Raw genomic sequence first — 18,827 nt, forward strand, 5'->3', positions numbered from 1 at the left:
CTCTCATCCGTGCCCTGCCTCAGACCGCGCTGCTCATCCAGACGACGATGTCCAGCATCCGCAGCGAGGAGACGGGCGGGCCGCCGACGGGGACGAGGGTCGCCAGGCGCTGGAACTCCTCGGCGTTCTCGCGCAGGTCGTACTGCATGGCGCGGACCAGCAGCTGCATGTACTGGCGCCAGGAACGGCCGTCCTTCGGTGCCGCCGGGACGCAGTTCTCGTGCTGGTAGAAGATCCGGACCTTGGAGTCGAACAGCGGGACGAGGGCGGGCCGCTTGCGGTGCAGCACCTTGGCGATGAGCGAGCCCTTGACGTCGCGGTCGAAGACGTCCGGGTCGTCGAGCGGGTCGTACAGCGCGGCGACGAGGTCGAGGGTGACGTCGTCGGCCTCGATGAGCTCGATCCCGGGCGGCAGCCTGTCCAGCGCGCGCTGCAGCAGTGGCAGCAGCGCGGTGAGGGTGTGCAGCCGGTCGATGTCCACGCCGACGCCCAGCAGGCAGGGCGCGAGCAGGTCCCCGGTGCAGAGCAGGTCCGGATCGCCGTTCGTGACCAGGCCGTCGTAGTACGGGTAGGCGTAGCGCAGCCCACGCTTGCGCGGTCCCAGATACTCCTCGAGCAGGCTCTCCGCGTCGAAGACCTCCCGGGTGCCCATCGCCAGCTTCACCGAAAGCTCCCCATCCTTCACGTCTGGTGCCGTCTCTGGCCGCGCGGGCGCCGTTGCCGTCCGCCTGTGAGGGGTGTTTCCCCCGGTACCGGGGCACGCGAGGCCAGTGCCCCAAACAGTACGGCCGAGCGTGGCGCTCCGTGACCATCCGTCGGAATCGTCACTGATCGCCCCGAGCACCCAGCGGCGATCCCCGCGCGCCACTTTGGTCGGTACGGGCATCTCATCATCTCCCGACCCGCCATCCCCGGGAAGCACCGGTTACCGCCCGCGGGCACGCCGCCAGGCTGTCCCCGGCTGTCCTTTTTGGACCAGCCACGGCCGGCGGAACAGGACGGCGTCACCCGAGCCAGCGACAACGGGGAGACGCCCGCCATGAGTCGCCACGACGTCGTGACGTGACGGTCACGATGTGGTGACGTAGCCGTATGGAACAGTTCCGAGCCGACGTCATCGCGGTCGCCGCGTGCCTCCGGGGTGGCAGCGGCGGCAGCCCCACCGCGGTCGTCATGGACAGCCGAGGGCTCGACGACGCCGAGCTGGCGCGCATTCCCGCGAGGATGGGCGCCTCGCACGTGGCGGCCATCGCCCCGGTCCCCGCCGTCCCGGCCGCCGGCGCGCGCAGCGAGCGGGAGGTCCGGTTCTTCACCGCGACGGGCGAGCTGTCCGGATGCGGCCACGGAACGGTCGCCGCGATCGCCGTTCTCACCCTCCAGGCGGCGGGGGCGGCTTTCCAGGGACCGCTGCGGATGGCCGGGAAGGACGTCGAAGCCGCTGGCGGGCTCGCGGCCGGATCTGGCGAGGGCGACGTCGTCGAGGCCTGGTTCAGCCAGGGACTGGTGGAACACCGCGCCGCCACGGACGCGGAGCGCGGCGCGTTCCTGGACGCTCTCGGCCTGCCGCCGGACGCGCTGCACCCGAAGGACGACGTGTCCATCGCGTCGCCCGGCCGGGAGCGCCTGCTGATCCCCGTCACCGACCGCGCCGTCCTCGCCGGCATCCATCCCGACCAGGAGCGGCTGGTCGCCGCGAGCCGCCGGCACGGGCAGCTCGGCTGTTTCGTCTACGTCCCGCCGTCACTCACACAGCCCGCGGCGGCCCGCATGTTCGCCCCCGCCATCGGTGTGCCCGAGGACGTCGCGAACGCCAACAGCACCGGCTGCCTCGCCGCGCACCTCCTGCTCAGCGGTCACCTCGGCGACGACAACCCGACGGTCACCGTCGACCAGGGTGACGCCCTCGGGCACCCGTCCACCGTCCACGCCACCGCCACCCGCACCCCCCGCGGCATCACCACCCGGGTAGGCGGCACCGCCCGCGTCCTCCCCTGGCCCTCACGGCCGGCCGCGGCCGCACCCATCCGGTCCACCGCGTGGACGCGGTAGGTGCTGGGCATCGACGACGAAGCGACGACCTGTGCGAGCTCGATCCTGACCTCTAGCTGATCACGGTCCAGAACCGGGTCCGCGTGGCTGGGCCCGTTCCGCGGAACGGGCCCAGCCACGCGGGCGAGGCCGCCTGGGCCGCTAGCGGGCCGCCGGTTCGGCGACGCCGAGGGCGAAGGTGAGGCCCAGGTCGTCGGCGGTGTGGTGGATGCCGGCGGGGAGGTCGCCCTCGACGAAGCGGACGGCCAGGACCTCGTCGGCGACCGCGGCGGCGTGCTCGCGCAGCGCCAGGGCGCTCGACGCCCTGGTCGCGGCCCACCAGACGTCGATACGATCGGTGATCTCCAGGCCGGCGCTCTTGCGGGCGTCCTGCAGGACGCGCACGACGTCGCGGGCGAGGCCCGCGCGGGCGAGCTCCGGGGTGATCTCCAGGTCGAGCGCGACCGACAGGCCGGACTCGGAGGTGACCGCCCAGCCCTGCCGAGGCGTCTCGGTGACGATCAGCTCGTCGCCGGAGAGCTCGATCCGCTCGCCGTCGGCCTCGACCGTGAGCACCCCGTCGACCGGGAGGCCCGCGGTGGCGACGGCCGCCGCGACGACCGGCGTGCGCTTGCCGAAGCGGCGGCCCAGCGCCCGGAAGTTCGGCTTGACGGTGACGTCGACGACGTCGGCGGTCGCGCCCTCCACGCCCGCGACGTTGAGCTCGTCGGCGATCTGCGCGCGCAGGTCGGCGGGCAGCGCCTCGAACGCGGCACCGCCGACGACGGCGCGCGGCAGTGGCTGGCGGGTGCGCACCCCGCTCGCGGCCCGGGCCGCGCGCCCGAGCTCGACGATCCGGCGGACCAGGTCCATCTGCCCGGACAGCGTCTCGTCCACCCATGCGGCGGGCAGCTGCGGCCAGCTCGCCAGGTGCACCGAGTCCGGCGCGCCCGGGGCCGCGGCGAACAGCCGCGCCCACAGCCAGTCGGTGAGGAACGGCGCGAGCGGGGCCATCGCCCTCGTCACGCCGTCCAGGCAGCGGTAGAGCGTGTCCAGCGCGTCCGGGTCACCGTCCCAGAAGCGGCGCCGCGAGCGGCGGACGTACCAGTTGGACAGGTCGTCGATGAACCTGGTCAGCCGCCGGCCGGCGCGCAGCGAGTCGAAGCCCTCCAGCGCCTCGTCGACCTCGCGGACCGTCGCCGCCAGCTCCGAGAGCGCCCAGCGGTCGAGCACCGACCGGTCGGCCGGTGCCGTGGCGGGCGCCGCCGCGGGGTCCCAGTGCGCGGCGGAGGCGTAGAGGGCGAAGAACGACGCCGTGTTCCAGTAGGTGAGCAGGACCCTGCGGACGATGTCGTCGATCGCCTCGTGGCCGACGCGGCGGTCCGACCACGGCGAGCCGCCGGCGAGCATGAGCCAGCGGACCGCGTCGGCGCCGTGCCGCTCGAACAGGGCGAACGGGTCGAGGACGTTGCCGATGTGCTTCGACATCTTGCGGCCCTCGGCGTCGAGCAGCAGGCCGAGGCAGAGCACCGTCTCGTAGCTCGACTTGTCGAAGACGAGCGTCCCGATGGCCATCAGCGTGTAGAACCAGCCGCGGGTCTGGTCGATCGCCTCGCAGATGTACCGCGCCGGGTAGTGCTTCTCGAACTCGGCCTGGTTGCGGTGCGGGGCGCCCCACTGGGCGAACGGCATCGCGCCGCTGTCGTACCAGACGTCGATCACCTCGGGCACGCGCCGCGCGGTGCCGCCGCAGCCCGGCCGCTGGCAGGGCAGCGTCACCTCGTCGACGAACGGGCGGTGCGGGTCCAGGCCGGACTGGTCCCGGCCGGTGAGCGTCGACAGCTCGGCGAGCGAGCTGACACAGGTCAGGTGGGTCGCGTCGTTCTCGCAGCGCCAGATGGGCAGCGGCGTACCCCAGTAGCGGTTGCGGGACAGCGCCCAGTCGACGTTGTTCCGCAGCCACTCGCCATAGCGGCCGTGCTTGATCCGGTCCGGGTGCCAGTCGGTCTTCTCGTTCTCCTCGACGAGCCGGTCGCGGACCACGGTGGTGCGGATGTACCAGCTGGGCAGCGGGTAGTAGATCAGCGGCGTGTGGCAGCGCCAGCAGTGCGGGTAGCTGTGCACGAAGCTGGTGCCGCGCCAGAGCAGCCCGCGGGCCCGAAGGTCGGCGGACAGCGGCTCGTCGGCTTCCTTGAAGAACATCCCGCCGACGAGCGGCACCTCAGGCAGGAAGTGGCCGTTGGAACCGATCGGGTTGACGACCGGCAGGCCGTTCGCCCGGCAGACCGCGAGGTCCTCGGCGCCGAACGCCGGCGACTGGTGGACCAGGCCGGTGCCGTCGGTGGTGGTGACGTAGTCGGCGAGCACGACCGAGTGCGGGGCGGCGGGCGCCGCGCCGGTGGCGTGCCGGCCGGCGACGCCGTCGGCGCCCGGCTCGAAGCGGGCGGCGTCGAGCAGCTCGAACGGGCGGCGGTAGCGGGTGCCGGCGAGCTGGGCGCCGGTCAGCCGGTCGACGACCTCGGCGTCCTCGGCGGCGTCGCCCAGCGCGGCCGCCAGCAGCGGCTCGGCGACGACGACGTGCTCGCCGGCGGCGGTGCGGGCGAGGACGTAGGTGACGTCGGGGTGGGCGGCGACGGCGGTGTTGGAGACCAGGGTCCAGGGCGTGGTCGTCCAGACCAGCAGCCTGGCGTCGCGCTCCGGGGTGAAGAAGCCCTCCGGCCCCGTGCCGGCCACGACCGGGAAGCGGACGTAGACGGACGGGTCCGCGACGTCCTTGTACCCCTGGGAGACCTCGTGGTCGGACAGCGGCGTCTCGTCGCGGGGGCAGTACGGGGTGACGCGGAAGTCCTCGACCAGCAGGCCCTTGTCGAAGATCTGCCGCAGCGACCACCACACCGACTCGATGTAGGGGGTGTCCATCGTGCGGTAGGCGCCGTCGAGGTCGACCCAGTAGCCCATCCGCTCGGTCATCGCGGCGAAGTCGGCGACATGGCGCAGCACCGACTCGCGGCAGCGGGCGTTGAACTCGGCGATCCCGTAGGTCTCGATGTCGCTCTTGTTGGTGAAGCCGAGCTCCTTCTCCACCGCGAGCTCGACAGGAAGGCCGTGGCAGTCCCAGCCGGCCTTACGGGGGACGTGATAGCCCTTCATCGTCCGGTAGCGCGGGAAGACGTCCTTGAACACCCGCGCTTCGACGTGATGGGCGCCCGGCTTGCCGTTGGCGGTCGGCGGGCCCTCGTAGAACATCCACAGCGGCGCGTCGGCGCTCGCCCGCAGGGAACGTTCGAAGACCTTGCTGTCACGCCAGCGGTCGAGCGTCTCCTGCTCGAACGCCGGCAGGTCGACCTTCGCCGGCAGCGGCGCGAAGACCGCCGGGCGGGCGGCATCGGGCACGCTGGACGCGGCGGCTGGGGTGCTGGTGGGTGTGGGGGTGCTCATCGCTGTGGGGTCCCGGTCTCCGTCGGACGTGGCAGTTCCGGCGGAGGGACGACGCCACACCACTTTCCCAGGGCCGCTGACGGCCTCGGGACGGGCGGGGCACCGCGGTACCACCCTCCTTGCGCGCCGCCAGGTCAYCGACCCGCGACGGCCACTCATGAGCGCCACGGCTGGCGGATCTACTGACKCCCCAGATCACTGAAATCCCAGGACGCGTTCTTCCGACGGCTCCGGGGTGATCTTCACGACGCGCTAGCCACCGGGCTTCCACCATCCCCGGCTCGCTCAGGCCGCGCCCGCCGCTACTCGTCCCCATCGACGCCTTGCCGCTGGCTTGCTGCGCCCAGCGTAGCTGAATCATCGACGAGCTGGCACAGGGGTTTCCCATGCAAGATCACGTCGGGTGGCGACCGAGTCGGCTACCAGAGGCGACCGACGCGACAAGGCGTGACGAGATGAACAGCGACGAATCGGCGAACAGCCGGCGCCGCGCACCTGTGGGCCCAGAATCGCCGGACGCTCGCCTGGCGTAGCGGAACCACGGAGCGGCGGCGCGCACCCGTGTCCGGCCGGAACCAACCGGTGCCGCGGCGAAACCGAGCACACGGATGGCGCGGAACCGCCTCCCGGGGTTTCGGCGACGGTCACGTCGACGTTCCCCCGGCTCGACGCCCGTGCGGTCATACTCGATATCAGGTAAAAGTCGGCCCTTTCCGGGGCAGCCCGGATGGACGCTGAGGACGGGTGAGCATGAGCGCGTCGACCTGGGAGCGGTTCGCGGAGAAGCTGCGGCAGGCGAGCCGGAAGAAGTCGGTGCGAACGCCGTTCGGAGTCCGGATGTCCGACGGCGAATCGTTCCTGGTCGGTGACGGCGAGCCACGGTTCTGGCTCCAGAGCCGGGGCAGCGCCGGGGATCGGGCGCTGTCATCGATGGACCTGTTCCAGGTGGGTGACGCGTTCATTGCCGGCGCGTTCGACATTGACGGCGACGTGGTCGAGGCCTTTGCCGCCCGCAGGGTCTTCTCCGACTTCCACCCGATCGTCTGGATCAGGCGGTTCGCGCCGCTCGCGCTCGGCGCGCGCGGCCAGCGCAAGAAGGACGACGAGGCGATCGCCGCGCACTACGACGAGGACGCCGACTTCTTCCGCACCTTCCTCGACGACGAGTTCCGCTGCTACACCCACGGGGTCTTCACCGCGGACACGGAGCCGCTCGAGGCCGCGATGGCGAACAAGATGCGCTACGCCTATGACGCGCTGGAGCTCACGCCGGGGGCGCGGGTGATCGAGGTCGGCGGCGGCTGGGGGGCGTTCCTGCAGTTCGGCTCGGAGCAGGGCGCGCGGGTCACCTCCCTCACGCTGTCGCGGGCGTCCGAGGCCTTCATGAACGACCTCGCCAAGGAACGCGGCTACGACGAGGCCAGGGTCGTGCGCCAGCACCTGTTCGCCTACGAGGGCGAGGGTGAGACCTACGACGCGCTGGTGAACATGGGGGTCACCGAGCACCTGCCCGACTACGAGACCACGCTGCGCAGGTACGCCGCGCTGGTCCGCCCCGGCGGGCGGGTCTACCTGGACGCGGTCGCGATGCGCCGCAAGCACCATCTGTCGAGCTTCATGAGCCGCCACATCTACCCGGGCCGGTCGACCCCGCTGGTGCTGCACGACTACCTGGCCTGCGTGGCGAGGTCAGGGCAGTTCCGGGTGCGGACCGTGATCGAGGACACCCACAACTACATGCTGACCTGCCGGGCCTGGGCGCTGAGGCTCGACGCCGCGCGCGAGCAGGTCGCCGATCGCTGGGGCCAGGAGACGTACCTGAAGTTCCGCGCGTTCCTCTGGGGCTCGACGGCCGGTTTCGTCACCGGCCAGCTCGAGGCCTACCGCGTCGTCCTGGAACGCCTGGGCACCCCCGACCCCGCCCCGCTACCCACCTGACCACCCGTCCAGCCGAAACTCCCGACTGGACAATCTGGCCTGCCAACCACGCCGCGCCCCCACCACCCCGGCCAGTGACGGCGCCCCAGCGCAGTGCCAACACAGCCACGTCGTCAGCCCTGGTTCAGCCCCACCATCTCCATATGCCAGGGTCCGGAACCACGCGGGGAGGGCGCCCAGCGCCCGACCGGCCGCGCCCGGCGGCGGGCGCGAAGCGTCCGGCACCGGGACAGCCGTACAGTTGACGACGTGGGAGAGGCGCCGACCAGCGAGGGTGACGTACCCGGGCCGGGGGCGCGGGGCGATGACGAGGAGACCTCCATCGCGCGCGCATACCTGGACTGGGGCAGGGGCCCCGATCTGGCGGCCGGGAAGGCCACCGGCGCGCACGCCGGTCAGTCCGCGCAGCCGCGGGCAGACGGTGCGCCCGGCGGGGTCACCCGGCCCGGCGATGACGGGGAGGATGGAGGGGGCGGAGGGTCCGCCCCACACACCGCCCCGTCCCGCCGGTCCGACGGACGGGTGGTGGGCGTGCGGCGGCCAGTCGTGGTGCTGCTCGCCACCAGCCTCGGTGTGATCCTGCTGGATGCCATCACGAAGATCATCGTGGTGGCGAAGCTGACCGGGCACGGTTCCGTCACGCTGATTCCCGGCGTGCTCGAGCTGCGGCTGACCCGCAACCCCGGCGCCGCGTTCAGCGTCGCCGGCGGCGCGACGGCCCTGTTCAGTCTCATCGCGGTGGCCGTGATCGTCGTGGTCGCGTTCACCGCGCGCAAGCTCGGCTCCCGCGGCTGGGCCGTGGTGCTCGGCGCGATCGTCGGCGGCGCGGTCGGGAACCTCATCGACCGGCTGGTGCGCGCACCCGGACCGCTGCGCGGCCACGTCGTCGACTGGATCTACCTGCACCACTGGCCGATCTTCAACGTCGCCGACTCGTCGATCGTCGTCGGCGCCGTCCTCGCCGTCACGCTCTCCGCGCTCGGCATCGGCCTCGACGGCTCCCGCCTGGCCCGGCGGGACCCTGCCGGGCGGGCCGAGGCAGTCGAGCCGGCCGGGACGGCCGGGACGGGTGACGCGTCGGGTGCGCCCGACCGGGACAGGCCGTCCGAGCCGGCGGGACGGGAGTGACAGCGGTGCGGGCCGGCGAGCGGCGGTCCCTGCCGGTTCCGGACGGGCTCGACGGCCTGCGTCTGGACGCCGCGCTCGCGCGGATGTTCGGCCTCTCGCGGACGGTGGCCGCGGCGATGGTCGACGACGGACAGGTCAGCGTCGACGGCCAGGTGCCCGGCCGGTCTGACCGGGTCCGCGGTGGCGCCTGGCTGGACGTCGAGCTGCCGCCCCCGCCGGGCCCGGCCGTCGAGGCGGCGCCGACACCGGTCGAGGGCCTGACCATCCTGCACGACGACGACGACATCATCGTGGTCGACAAACCGGTCGGAGTCGCCGCGCACCCGGCGCCCGGGTACGTCGGCCCGACCGTGATCGGCGCGCTGGCCGCCGCGGGCTACCGGGTCTCCACGTCCGGCCCGGCCGAGCGTCAGGGGGTCGTGCACCGCCTCGACGTCGGCACGACCGGGGTCATGGCCGTCGCGAAGAGCGAGCACGCCTACACGGCGCTCAAGCGGGCCTTCCGGGAGCGGACCGTCGACAAGCGCTACCGCGCGGTGGCGCAGGGACACCCTGACCCGCTGCGCGGCACTATCGACGCCCCGATCGACCGCCACCCTCGCAAACCAGGGCTGTTCGCCGTCGTCGCGGGCGGCAAGCCCAGCATCACCCACTACGACACCGATGAGGCGTTCCGGGCCGCGTCGCTGTTGATCGTTCGGCTGGAGACCGGGCGGACGCACCAGATCCGGGTGCATCTCGCCGCGCTGCGCCACCCCTGCGTCGGTGACCTGGCCTACGGCGCCGACCCGACGCTCGCGGAGAAGCTCGGCCTGCGCCGGCAGTGGCTGCATGCCTTCGAGCTCTCGTTCGAACACCCGGCAGACGGGCGGCGGGTGACGTTCACGAGCCCCGACCCGCCGGACCTGGCCGAGGCGCTGGAGCGGCTCCGGGCGATGTCGTGAGCCCCCTTCCGCCGACGGTGCGCACCAGCGACCCCGGCGACGATCGGACCTCCCAGCAGACCTCCCAGATCACGACCTCCCAGATCGCTTACCTCCCAGATCTGCTTCGCAGCTCCGGCAGGGACCCTGTCGCCGATCCGGCAGGGACCCCGTCCGCAAGCGCCGTCGATCCGGCGGGAACCCCGGATCCGGCAGGAACCCCGGCTTCGCGATCCGGCAGGAACCCCGGCCGGGTGCGCGAAGGAAGAGCATTTTCGCGCACCCTCTGGTCGTTCAGGGCCCGTTCGGCGCGCGACGCGGCGGACACGGTCACGCGCCGGGCCACCGCGACGGTGGTGGAGGCCGCGACGGCCGGCGGCGCCGGGCTCGCGAAGGCGGCGGACCGGGCCGGGCCGGTGCTCGACCGGCTCGACGACGCGCTCGTCCCCAGGACCGGCCAGGCGCTGGAGGCGGTGGTCGGTGCCGCCGCGGCCACCAGCAGGACGGTCACGGCGGGCCTGCTGCGTCTCGTGCTGCGCGCCCGGCTGCTGCCCGGGCGGCCCGGACCGCCGCCCAGGCCCCGGCCGGCGGGCGGCGGCGCGCCCGGCCCAGACGCCAGCGCCAGCTCGTCCCCCGCCACGCGGGAATCCTCCGCTGTGGCTACGGCGGAGGAGCCCTCGGTCGGCCGGGCACTGCTGGAGCGCGGTGCGCGGATCGCCGTCCTCGGCCTCGTCGCGATGATCGTGTTAAGCGCCGCCGCGGCCCTGCTGCCCGGGATGGACGGCCAGCGCCGCGACGGGGGCGGCACCGAGCCGACAAGCCCGGCGGGCGGCGCACCGGCCGGGCCGGCCGACGCGGCCGTCGTGCCCAGCGTGACGATCGGACCGACGTCGGGCGAGTCGATGGCGGACTACGTGGGCGGCGCGGATCAGTCGCTCGCGGCGCTCGCCGAGGCCGCGCCGGAGGCGGACCTGCTGGCGGTGGTGAGTCTGGCCGGCTACCGCACGCCTGACGGCCTGCAGGCGCTTCTCGCCACCTACCGGGTCACGCAGGTCTTCTTCACCGTGCCGGGGTCGGGCACGGTGCACCAGGCGGCGGTGCGCACCCCGGTGGACGATGTGCTGGCGGCGCTCGCCGCGCAGGCGGCCGAGTCGTCGAGGCGATCGGCGACGACCACCGACCCGGCGGCCCGGGCGCGCGCGTCGGCGCAGGCGCAGACGATGCGCGGCGGCCGGAGCTGTTCCTGCCTGTTCGCCGCCGTCGTACGGGCGTCCGCCGGCCGGCTCCTCGCGCTGCGTCAGGACCCTTCGGTCCGCGTCATCGACGCCGCCCCACCCGCCACCCTGGAGAACGCCGTCCGCTTCATCCCGGTGCCCCCCGAGTCCTGGTGATTCCCGGCCACCCGTGACGAGCGCCCGCGGCCGACCTGGCGGGTGGCGGGCGGGCCGCCGGAGGCGGCTCAGGAGCTGACGGGACCCCGGGCCTCGGCGTGGCGGACCCGCCGGGCGGCGCCCAGCGGTAGCACGCCAGCCGCGAGGAAGATCAAGGCCAAAGAGGCATAGACGCAGGCGGTCGGGCCCACCACGCCGACGGCCAACAACACCGCGGCGACCACCAGTGCCGCGCCGCTCAGAACGATCACTTTGACCACCTCCGTCGTTTCACCACTGTCCCCGCCGGCGACGTCCCGGCAGGTGAGGCGCTGACGGAGACAGCCGGACGCGGGCGCGCTCATGCGCGCGCCCCGCGATCACCGGGAAGCGAGACGCCAGGAACCCGCCCCACGACCCCGTCCGCCCATGGCCGCCCGTCGATGCCGGCAGGTGCGAGAACCCCGCACCGTCGACCACGCGCCGAGCGCGCCGCCGCGTGGCGACGCGACGAAACCGGCGCGGCACCTCATGGCGACCGGAGGACCGCCGGCCGGCACCGCCCGCTGAGGAGCGCCGGCGCGACCACCAGTTCCTGTGCGCGCCGGAGGACCGCCGGCCGGAAGAAGACACGGTTCATCGTCCGCCGCCCGGCGAACCCTGGCTGGGTCAGTGAGCCAGGGGGTCAGTGAGCCAGGGGGTCAGAACTCCTGCATGCCGCCGGCGCGCGGGTCGCGCTCCGCGTGGTTGACACCGTTCTGGCCGCCCATGGCGGGCGGGCCGGCCTGGTAGGCCGCGGCCGGCACCCCGACGCCCGCGGGCTGGGGCTGCTGGGGCTGCTGCTGGCCGCCCTGACCCGGGTTCAGGCCCGGGCGGGGTGGGCCGCCGGCGCCGACGGCCGGCTGGGTCGGCATGCCGTCGAGGTCACGCAGCTGCATCTCCAGGTAGGCCCGCAGCCGGGTGCGGTACTCACGCTCGAACGCGCGCAGCTGCTCGACCTGGCCCTCGAGGCGGCGCTTGTCCTCCTCCAGACCGCCGAGCTGCTCGGCCACGTGCGCCCGTGCCTCCGCGAGGATGCGGTCGGCGTCCGAGCGCGCCTCGCGGCGGGCCCGTTCCGACTCGGTGCGCGCCTCACGCAGCGCCTCGTCGGCGGTCCGCTGGGCGAGCACCAGGGTGCGGGCGACCCGCTGCTCGATCTCGGCGTCGAGCTGGGCGCCCTGGGAGCCGGTCGTGGCGGGCACGTTGCCGCCGCCGCGCTGGCCGACGGCGGGCATGACCTGGGTGGCTCCGCCGGGGATGGGCACCGGTGAGGTGGACGGGCCTCGGGCGGCAGCCGCCTGCGCCTGTGCCTGCGCCTGCTGGGCGGCGGCCTGGGCCTGGGCCGCCGCCCTGCGGGCGTCGTCGAGCTGCCGGCGCAGCTGCTGGTTCTCTTCCAGGATCTGGGGGGGCACACCGGGGCCGCCGCCACCGGTGCGGCGCGCCTCGTCGAGCTGGCGGCGCGTGTCGGAGTTCTCGTCCAGCAGTCGCGTCAGCTCGGCCTCGACCTCGTCGAGGAAGGTGTCGACTTCGTCCTCGTTGTACCCGGTCCGGAACCTCGTCGGGCTGAAGACCTTGTTCTGCACATCCTGTGGTGTCAGCGCCACGTCGCCTCCTCTTGCGGCATCGCCGCTCCCCGAAGAGAGGGCGGTCTACGGGCAGTCTCCCGCGCTCGTGTCAGCGGTGTGCACACGACCCCGTCACAACCTCGTCGMATAGTTCTGCAACACCACGATCACGATGAACAACAGCAGGAAACCGAGGTCGAAGGCCACAGCCCCCACGCGCAGCGGCGGGATGAAGCGCCGCAGCAATCGTAACGGCGGGTCCGTGGCCGTATAGACGACCTCGCAGAGCACCACCCACGGGCCGGTGGGTCGGAAGGAGCGACTCACCGACTGCAGCAGGTCGATGACCATCCGCGCTATCAGGAGCAGGAGGTACGCGGTCAGCACCCAGTAGATCACRGTGCCGAAGATGCTTATGGCTGCCTCTCCCTGCCTGGCGGACGCCAGCGGTCAGGCACCGCGGCGTCAGGACTGGTTGTAGAAGCCACCTTCGGCGATACGACGCTTGTCGCTCTCGGTGACCTCGACGTTCGAGGGGGTCAGGAGGAAGACCTTGTTGGTCACCCTCTCGATCCTCCCGTGCAGACCGAAGATCAGTCCAGCGGCGAAGTCGATCAGCCGCTTGGCCTCGACGTCGTCCATCTCGGTGAGGTTCATGATGACGGGCGTGCCGTCCCTGAACTCCTCACCGATCTGACGGGCGTCATTGTAGCTCCGCGGCTGGAGCGTTGTGATCCGGTAGGGGGATGCTTCCTCGACGGCCGCTACCCTCCGCATCGGAACGGGTCCGGAGGGGCGCAGCGGTTCGACGGAGGAGGAACGTCTGGCCATTGTCGGCGGCTCCTCGCGTGCGTCGATACGCCGCACAGTCCGGTCGAACGGAACGGGCTCGCGCACGTCCCGCCGGTCATCCTGCCGGTCGTCCTGACCATCGTCGTCGTCGTAGTCGTCGAGATATTCGTCGTCCTCCTCGGCCAGACCGAGGTAGACCATCGCCCTGCGCCCGAGCCCCATGGCGCGACTCTAAGGGACAGGGCGCCGCTCACCGAACAAAGCGGTGCCGATCCGTAGGTGTGTCGCGCCTTCGGCCACCGCGGCCTCAAGATCGCCCGACATTCCGGCACTGATGACCCGCGCCTCGGGGTGGTTCCGCCACACCCCTTCGGCGACTCTTCGTAACCGGGCAAACGCCGGCTGTGGGGGTTCCCCCCGGGGAGCCACCGCCATCACACCCGCGAGCCGCAGCCCCGGGGCCTCGGCGACGAGATCTGTCATCCGGGCGACATCGCCCGGAGCCGCGCCGCCCCGGCCGGTCGTGCCGGGTGTGTCCAGACACACCTGGACGCAGACCGCGATCATACGGCCCCGGCTCGCCGCCGCTCTGGACAGGCTCGTGACCAGTTCCGGCCGGTCGACGGACTGCACCCAGTCGGCCCAGCGGGCGACCGCGTTCGCCTTGTTCCGCTGCAACTGACCGACGAAATGCCACAAGGGCGCCCCTTTGGGCAACCGGGCCGCGGTCCCAGGCATGTCCTCGTCCCCGGCCGCATCCAGTCCCCCGGCCGCGCCCGGGGTCCCAGCCGCGCCCAGCCGGGACAGCACGTCCGCGACCTTCGGGGCCGCCTCCTGCTCACGGTTCTCCGCGAAGTGCGTGACGCCCAGCGCGTGCAGCGTCAACACGTCCGCGGCGGGCCAGGTCTTGCTCACGGCGATGAGCGTGAGCTCGGCCGGCTCACGGCCCGCGGCGCGCGCCGCCACGGTGATCCGCTCCCGGACCTCGCCCAGGTTCGCCCGCAGCCGCGCCAGGTCAGCATCCGACGTCACCGTCACACCCGCCGGCCCCTCCCGTTCGCTGTCCGGGCCGGTCGGGACACCGCCGGCCCGGTCGGTGAACGGCGCAGATCCGGCTACTTGAGGAAGTCGGGGACGTCCAGCTCGTCATCCTCGTCGGCGATCGGCCGGACCGGCCGCCGGGGCGGCGGGTAGCTCGGCCGCGCTCCCGGGCGGACGCCGGCCGGGTCGGCCCCGTAGCCGCCCCCCGGCCCCTGGCCTTCGCCGGGCGCGTGCTGGGCGGCATAGCGGGCCGGCGGCTCGTCCAGGTCCGGCTGTGGGTCCAGCGGCTCGGGGATGTACTGCGGCGGCGCGGGCTGCGGCGCGGCCGGCGGCGGGCCCAGGGGCGGAGCGTAGCTCGGGGTCGGCCGCGGCGCGGGCGGCGGCGTCGGGGCCACCACGGGGATCGCCGGCAGCGCGCCCGTGGGCGCCGGGGCGGCCGCGGCCGGCGGCGCCGTGGGCCGCGCGCGCTGCGGGGCGATGCCCTTCGCACGGCGGTCGGGCACCGTGTCGAAGCCGGCGGCGATGACGGTGACCCGTACCTCGTCGCCGAGCGCGTCGTCGATCACGGCACCGAAGATGATGTTCGCCTCGGGGTGGGCGGCGTCGGCGACCAGCTCGGCGGCGGCGTTGATCTCGAACAGGCCGAGGTCGGACCCGCCGGAGATGTTCAGCAGCACGCCCTGCGCGCCGTCCATGCTGGCCTCGAGCAACGGCGAGGCGATCGCCTGCTCGGCGGCGACCGTCGCCCGGTCGTCACCGCGGGCACGCCCGATGCCCATGAGCGCGCTGCCGGCGTGCGACATGACCGTCTTGACGTCGGCGAAGTCGAGGTTGATCAGACCTGGCGTCGTGATCAGGTCGGTGATGCCCTGGACACCGGAGAGCAGAACCTGGTCGGCGCTGCGGAACGCGTCGAGCACGCTGATGTCGCGGTCGGTCATCGCCAGCAGGCGGTCGTTCGGGATGACGATGAGGGTGTCGACCTCGTTGCGCAGCGTGTCGATGCCGGCATCGGCCTGGTTCGCGCGGCGGCGGCCCTCGAAGGTGAACGGCCGGGTCACCACGCCGATCGTGAGCGCGCCCAGCGAGCGCGCGACGTTCGCCACGACCGGCGCCCCGCCGGTGCCGGTCCCGCCGCCCTCGCCCGCCGTGACGAAGACCATGTCGGCCCCCTTGAGGACCTCCTCGATCTCCTCGCGGTGGTCCTCGGCCGCCTGCCGGCCGACCTCCGGGTCGGCGCCGGCGCCGAGGCCACGGGTGAGCTCCCTGCCGACGTCCAGCTTCACGTCGGCGTCGCTCATCAGCAGCGCCTGGGCGTCGGTGTTGATGGCGATGAACTCGACGCCCTTGAGACCGACCTCGATCATGCGGTTCACGGCGTTGACGCCGCCACCACCAATGCCGACAACCTTGATGACCGCTAGGTAGTTCTGCGGGGCAGCCATTGCGGGGTCGGTCCTCCAGCGGCGTCGGTGGGGCGGGCGGGCATACGCCCGGCTCGCACGGCAGGACCGTCGGGACGGCTCCACCGGGACGAGACGGGAGAAGTAGCCGCCGAGCTCCAACCTTCACCGTCCACTAGACGGTTAGAGTTATGTCAACTTGCGACTGTGGTTGGACAGTAGGCATGGCGTCCGCATGGGTCAAGGAACCTCCCGGCGAGTCAACCGATGGAATTCGCCGTCCCGTTCGTCACACCCTCCACACGCATGGTTCCCCTCCCGGCGGGCATCCCCATCTGTCCGCTTCCTCCTCCCCGCCCCTGGTAGCTGGCTCCGGTGCGATGTCCTCGCCAGCCATGGGCGAGCGGCCGCCCGCACCGGTCGCGAGCCGAACCGCTGGCTGGCCAGCCGGTGGAGGAGGATGGCGTCCGTGAGCACGCGTGTGCACTTCCTCGGTATCGGCGGCTCGGGCCTTGCCCCGCTGGCCCGGATCGCGTTGGCCCGCGGCCATCTCGTCTCCGGCAGCGACCAGGAGCCCTCGGCGCGGGTCGAGGCGCTGCGGGCACTGGGCGCCCGGGTGCGCACCGGCGCCGTACCCGGCCCGGCGGAGTTGGCGGCCGAACTCGCCGGCGTGGACGTCGTCGTGGCCTCCAGCGCCCTGGGCGACGACCATCCCGAGGTCGCGGCCGCGCGGGCCGCCGGCCTGCCGGTGCGCCGCCGCTCCGACTGGCTGCCCGAACTGACCTCCGGCTACCAGCTCGTCGCCGTCGCCGGCTCGCACGGCAAGACGACCACCTCCGCGATGCTGACCCTCGCGCTGCGCGCCGCGGGCGCCGACCCGACTGCGGTGATCGGCGCCGAGGTGCCGCAGCTCGGCGGCGGGGCGCTGGTCGGCTCCGGCGAGCTGTTCGTGCTGGAGGCCGACGAGTACGGCGGTGCCTTCGGCGCGCTGGACCCGGCGCTCGCCGTGGTCACGAACGTGGAGTGGGAGCACCCGGACCTCTTTCCCGACGAGGCGGCCGTGCGGGCGACGTTCGCCGCCTTCACCGCCCGGGTCCGCCCGGGTGGCGTCCTGGTGGCCTGTGGCGACGACCCTGGGGTCGCCTCCGTGCTCAGCGCCCTGGCCGAGCAGCCGGGCGGCGGCCCGCGGGTCGTGCGCTACGGCCTGGGCGACGGCCTCACCTGGCGCGCGACGGACGTCACGGCCGTCGATGGCACCACTGGTGGGTCCGCGGGCAGCCAGGACCTGAGCGGGATCCCCGGGGACGCGCCGGCCGTCGTGACACGGGCCACCGTGCTGCGCGACGGGGAGCCGGTCGGCACGCTGCGCCTGGCGCTGCCGGGCCGGCACACGGTCCTCAACGCGCTCGCGGTGCTGGCCGCCACGGGCGAGCTCGGGGTGCCCGTCGAGGCGGCGCTCTCGGCGTTGGCCGGCTACACCGGGGCCGCCCGGCGCTTCCAGCGCGTCGGCGCGGCGGACCTGCCGGGTGCCGGCGGCACGGTCGAGGTGATCGACGACTACGCCCACCATCCGACCGAGATCCGGGTGACGCTCGCCGCCGCCCGGCAGAAGGCCGCCGGCCGGGAGGTCTGGGCCGTCGTCGAGCCGCACACCTACAGCCGCCTCGCGGCGCTGCTGGACGACTTCGCCGTCTCCTTCGTCGACGCCGACCGGCTCTACGTCACCGACATCTACGCCGCCAGGGAGCATGACGACCTCGGCCTGCACTCCGCTGACCTCGCCAAGCGGGTGCGCACCCCCGCCGACACGAGCTACGTCGGCCGGGCCGAGCTGCCCGCGCGTCTGGCCGCCGACCTGCCCGGCCACGACGTCCTGCTGCTGACCCTCGGCGCCGGCACGATCACCGAGCTTGGCCCCCACCTGCTCGCCGGGCTGACCCTCGCCCACTGACCCGCGCGGGCGACGTCCGGGCGCGCGGCCCGGGCGTCGACGTCCGGCGGGTCGGTGTGCGGTGTGTTCCGCCGCGTGTCAGTGGGCGGCGTGGCGGCCGCCGGCGCGGCGGCGGGACGCGGCGGCCTCGTGGATCATCGCGACGATCGTCTGGGCGGCCTCGGGGTGGCCCATGCCGGCGCAGGCGGCGCTCATCTTCGCCAGCCGCTCCGGCACCGTGAGCACCGGCAGCACCTCACGCGCGATCCAGTCGGCGGACAGCTCCGCGTCGTCGACGAGCAGCCCGCCGCCGGCCTCGACCGTCGGCAGGGCGTTGCGCCGCTGCTCGCCGTTGCCATGCGGCAGCGGCACGTAGACGGCCGGCAGGCCCACCGCGGCGAGCTCCGCGCAGGTCATCGCCCCGGACCGGCACAGCACCAGGTCCGCGGCGGCGTAGGCCGACGGGATGTGGTCCAGGTAGGGCACCAGCACGTAGGGCGCGGGCAGACCGGGCGGCAGCGCCGCCGCCACCTCGTCGAAGTTCTTCGGGCCGGTGGCGTGCAGCACCTGCACCCCGGACTGGGTGAGCGCCCGGGCGGCCCCCGCCATCGCCTGGTTGAGCGAGCGGGCGCCCTGCGAGCCACCGAAGACGAGCAGGGTGGGGCGGTGCGGGTCGAGGCGGTAACGGGCCCTGGCGGCGCGCATGGCGGCCGGGGACCGGTCGAGGGTGAGGATCTCCGCGCGCAGCGGGATGCCGGTGAGCCTGCCGCCGCGCAGCGGCGTCCCCGGGTAGGAGATGGCGACATGCGAGGTGAGCCGGGCACCGAGCCGGTTGGCCACCCCGGGCAGCGGGTTGGCCTCGTGGACGACGATCGGGACCCCGCGGCGGCGGGCGGCCAGGTAGGCGGGCACGGAGACATAGCCCCCGAAACCGATGACGACGTCGGCATGGGTCTCGGTGATGATCCCGCCGGCGCGGGAGATGGCGCCCGCGAGCCGGCCGGGCACGGTGAGCACCTGCCTGGACGGGCGCCGGGGCAGCGGCACCTTCGGAACGGTCGCCAGCTCGTAGCCACGCGCGGGCACGACGCGCGCCTCCATGCCGGTCTCGGTCCCGAGGAGGGTCAGCCGGATCCGCGGATCGGCCGCGCGCAGCGCGTCCGCGACCGCGAGCGCGGGTTCGACATGGCCGGCCGTACCGCCGCCGGCGAGCAGCACACTCTTCAGCATCG

At 73.5% G+C, this 18,827-nt stretch carries 15 protein-coding genes; 6 read left to right on the forward strand and 9 right to left on the reverse strand.

The genetic code is table 11. The features are described from left to right. Positions 1–19: 19 nt before the first annotated feature. Entirely contained in the window at positions 20–664 is a 645-nt protein-coding gene (locus tag BL253_RS13555; protein WP_076816918.1) for a DUF6308 family protein, read from the reverse strand. 428 nt (positions 665–1,092) lie between these two features. Between BL253_RS13555 and BL253_RS13560 the strand changes: the two genes are divergently transcribed. Beyond that, the gene (locus BL253_RS13560; protein ID WP_076816920.1) at positions 1,093–2,049 is read left to right on the forward strand and encodes a PhzF family phenazine biosynthesis protein; all 957 of its coding nucleotides are present in this window, start codon (positions 1,093–1,095) and stop codon (positions 2,047–2,049) included. A gap of 141 nt (positions 2,050–2,190) precedes the next feature. Here the strand turns inward: BL253_RS13560 and ileS are convergent, their stop codons facing one another. After that, positions 2,191–5,466 (reverse strand): isoleucine--tRNA ligase, encoded by a 3,276-nt coding sequence (gene ileS / locus BL253_RS13565; RefSeq protein WP_076816922.1) that lies wholly within the window; start codon positions 5,464–5,466, stop codon positions 2,191–2,193. 750 nt (positions 5,467–6,216) lie between these two features. Here ileS and BL253_RS13570 point away from each other — a divergent pair. The 4 genes from BL253_RS13570 to BL253_RS40295 all read left to right on the forward strand — a co-directional run bounded on the left by BL253_RS13570 (position 6,217) and on the right by BL253_RS40295 (position 10,846). Beyond that, on the forward strand, positions 6,217–7,404 hold the full coding sequence (locus BL253_RS13570; protein WP_076816924.1) for a class I SAM-dependent methyltransferase: 1,188 nt from the start codon (positions 6,217–6,219) through the stop codon (positions 7,402–7,404). Between the two features lie 249 nt (positions 7,405–7,653). Then, the gene (lspA, locus tag BL253_RS13575) at positions 7,654–8,532 is read left to right on the forward strand and encodes a signal peptidase II (RefSeq protein ID WP_076816926.1); all 879 of its coding nucleotides are present in this window, start codon (positions 7,654–7,656) and stop codon (positions 8,530–8,532) included. Then, complete coding sequence (locus tag BL253_RS13580; protein ID WP_081438287.1) at positions 8,529–9,476, forward strand: RluA family pseudouridine synthase; 948 nt, start codon at positions 8,529–8,531, stop codon at positions 9,474–9,476. The genes lspA and BL253_RS13580 overlap by 4 nt, the downstream gene beginning before the upstream one ends. Positions 9,477–9,709: 233 nt before the next feature. Then, positions 9,710–10,846 (forward strand): hypothetical protein, encoded by a 1,137-nt coding sequence (locus BL253_RS40295; RefSeq protein WP_096335992.1) that lies wholly within the window; start codon positions 9,710–9,712, stop codon positions 10,844–10,846. Positions 10,847–10,914: 68 nt separating this feature from the next. On the opposite strand, the gene BL253_RS13590 is transcribed toward BL253_RS40295, so the two are convergent. The 6 genes from BL253_RS13590 to ftsZ all read right to left on the reverse strand — a co-directional run bounded on the left by BL253_RS13590 (position 10,915) and on the right by ftsZ (position 15,707). Then, the gene (locus BL253_RS13590; protein WP_241834762.1) at positions 10,915–11,190 is read right to left on the reverse strand and encodes a hypothetical protein; all 276 of its coding nucleotides are present in this window, start codon (positions 11,188–11,190) and stop codon (positions 10,915–10,917) included. A gap of 336 nt (positions 11,191–11,526) precedes the next feature. Next, positions 11,527–12,468 (reverse strand): DivIVA domain-containing protein, encoded by a 942-nt coding sequence (locus BL253_RS13595; RefSeq protein WP_076816928.1) that lies wholly within the window; start codon positions 12,466–12,468, stop codon positions 11,527–11,529. A gap of 93 nt (positions 12,469–12,561) precedes the next feature. Further along, on the reverse strand, positions 12,562–12,816 hold the full coding sequence (locus BL253_RS13600) for a YggT family protein (RefSeq protein WP_076816930.1): 255 nt from the start codon (positions 12,814–12,816) through the stop codon (positions 12,562–12,564). 78 nt (positions 12,817–12,894) lie between these two features. Further along, on the reverse strand, positions 12,895–13,443 hold the full coding sequence (locus BL253_RS13605) for a cell division protein SepF (RefSeq protein WP_076816932.1): 549 nt from the start codon (positions 13,441–13,443) through the stop codon (positions 12,895–12,897). A 9-nt stretch (positions 13,444–13,452) separates the two neighbouring features. Continuing rightward, positions 13,453–14,253 carry a YggS family pyridoxal phosphate enzyme gene (locus BL253_RS13610; protein ID WP_241834763.1) on the reverse strand — a complete coding sequence of 267 codons (801 nt, stop codon included), beginning with the start codon at positions 14,251–14,253 and terminating at the stop codon, positions 13,453–13,455. A gap of 83 nt (positions 14,254–14,336) precedes the next feature. After that, positions 14,337–15,707, reverse strand: a complete 1,371-nt coding sequence (gene ftsZ / locus BL253_RS13615; protein ID WP_076816935.1) for a cell division protein FtsZ — start codon at positions 15,705–15,707, stop codon at positions 14,337–14,339. A gap of 418 nt (positions 15,708–16,125) precedes the next feature. Between ftsZ and murC the strand changes: the two genes are divergently transcribed. After that, positions 16,126–17,616, forward strand: coding sequence for a UDP-N-acetylmuramate--L-alanine ligase (gene murC / locus BL253_RS13620; RefSeq protein WP_076816937.1), 1,491 nt, complete (start codon positions 16,126–16,128; stop codon positions 17,614–17,616). Between the two features lie 78 nt (positions 17,617–17,694). Here murC and murG read toward each other — a convergent pair whose 3' ends face one another. Further along, the gene (gene murG, locus BL253_RS13625; RefSeq protein ID WP_076816939.1) at positions 17,695–18,825 is read right to left on the reverse strand and encodes an undecaprenyldiphospho-muramoylpentapeptide beta-N-acetylglucosaminyltransferase; all 1,131 of its coding nucleotides are present in this window, start codon (positions 18,823–18,825) and stop codon (positions 17,695–17,697) included. Positions 18,826–18,827: the final 2 nt, after the last annotated feature.

Source organism: Pseudofrankia asymbiotica, assembly GCF_001983105.1.
Taxonomy (GTDB): domain Bacteria; phylum Actinomycetota; class Actinomycetes; order Frankiales; family Frankiaceae; genus Pseudofrankia; species Pseudofrankia asymbiotica.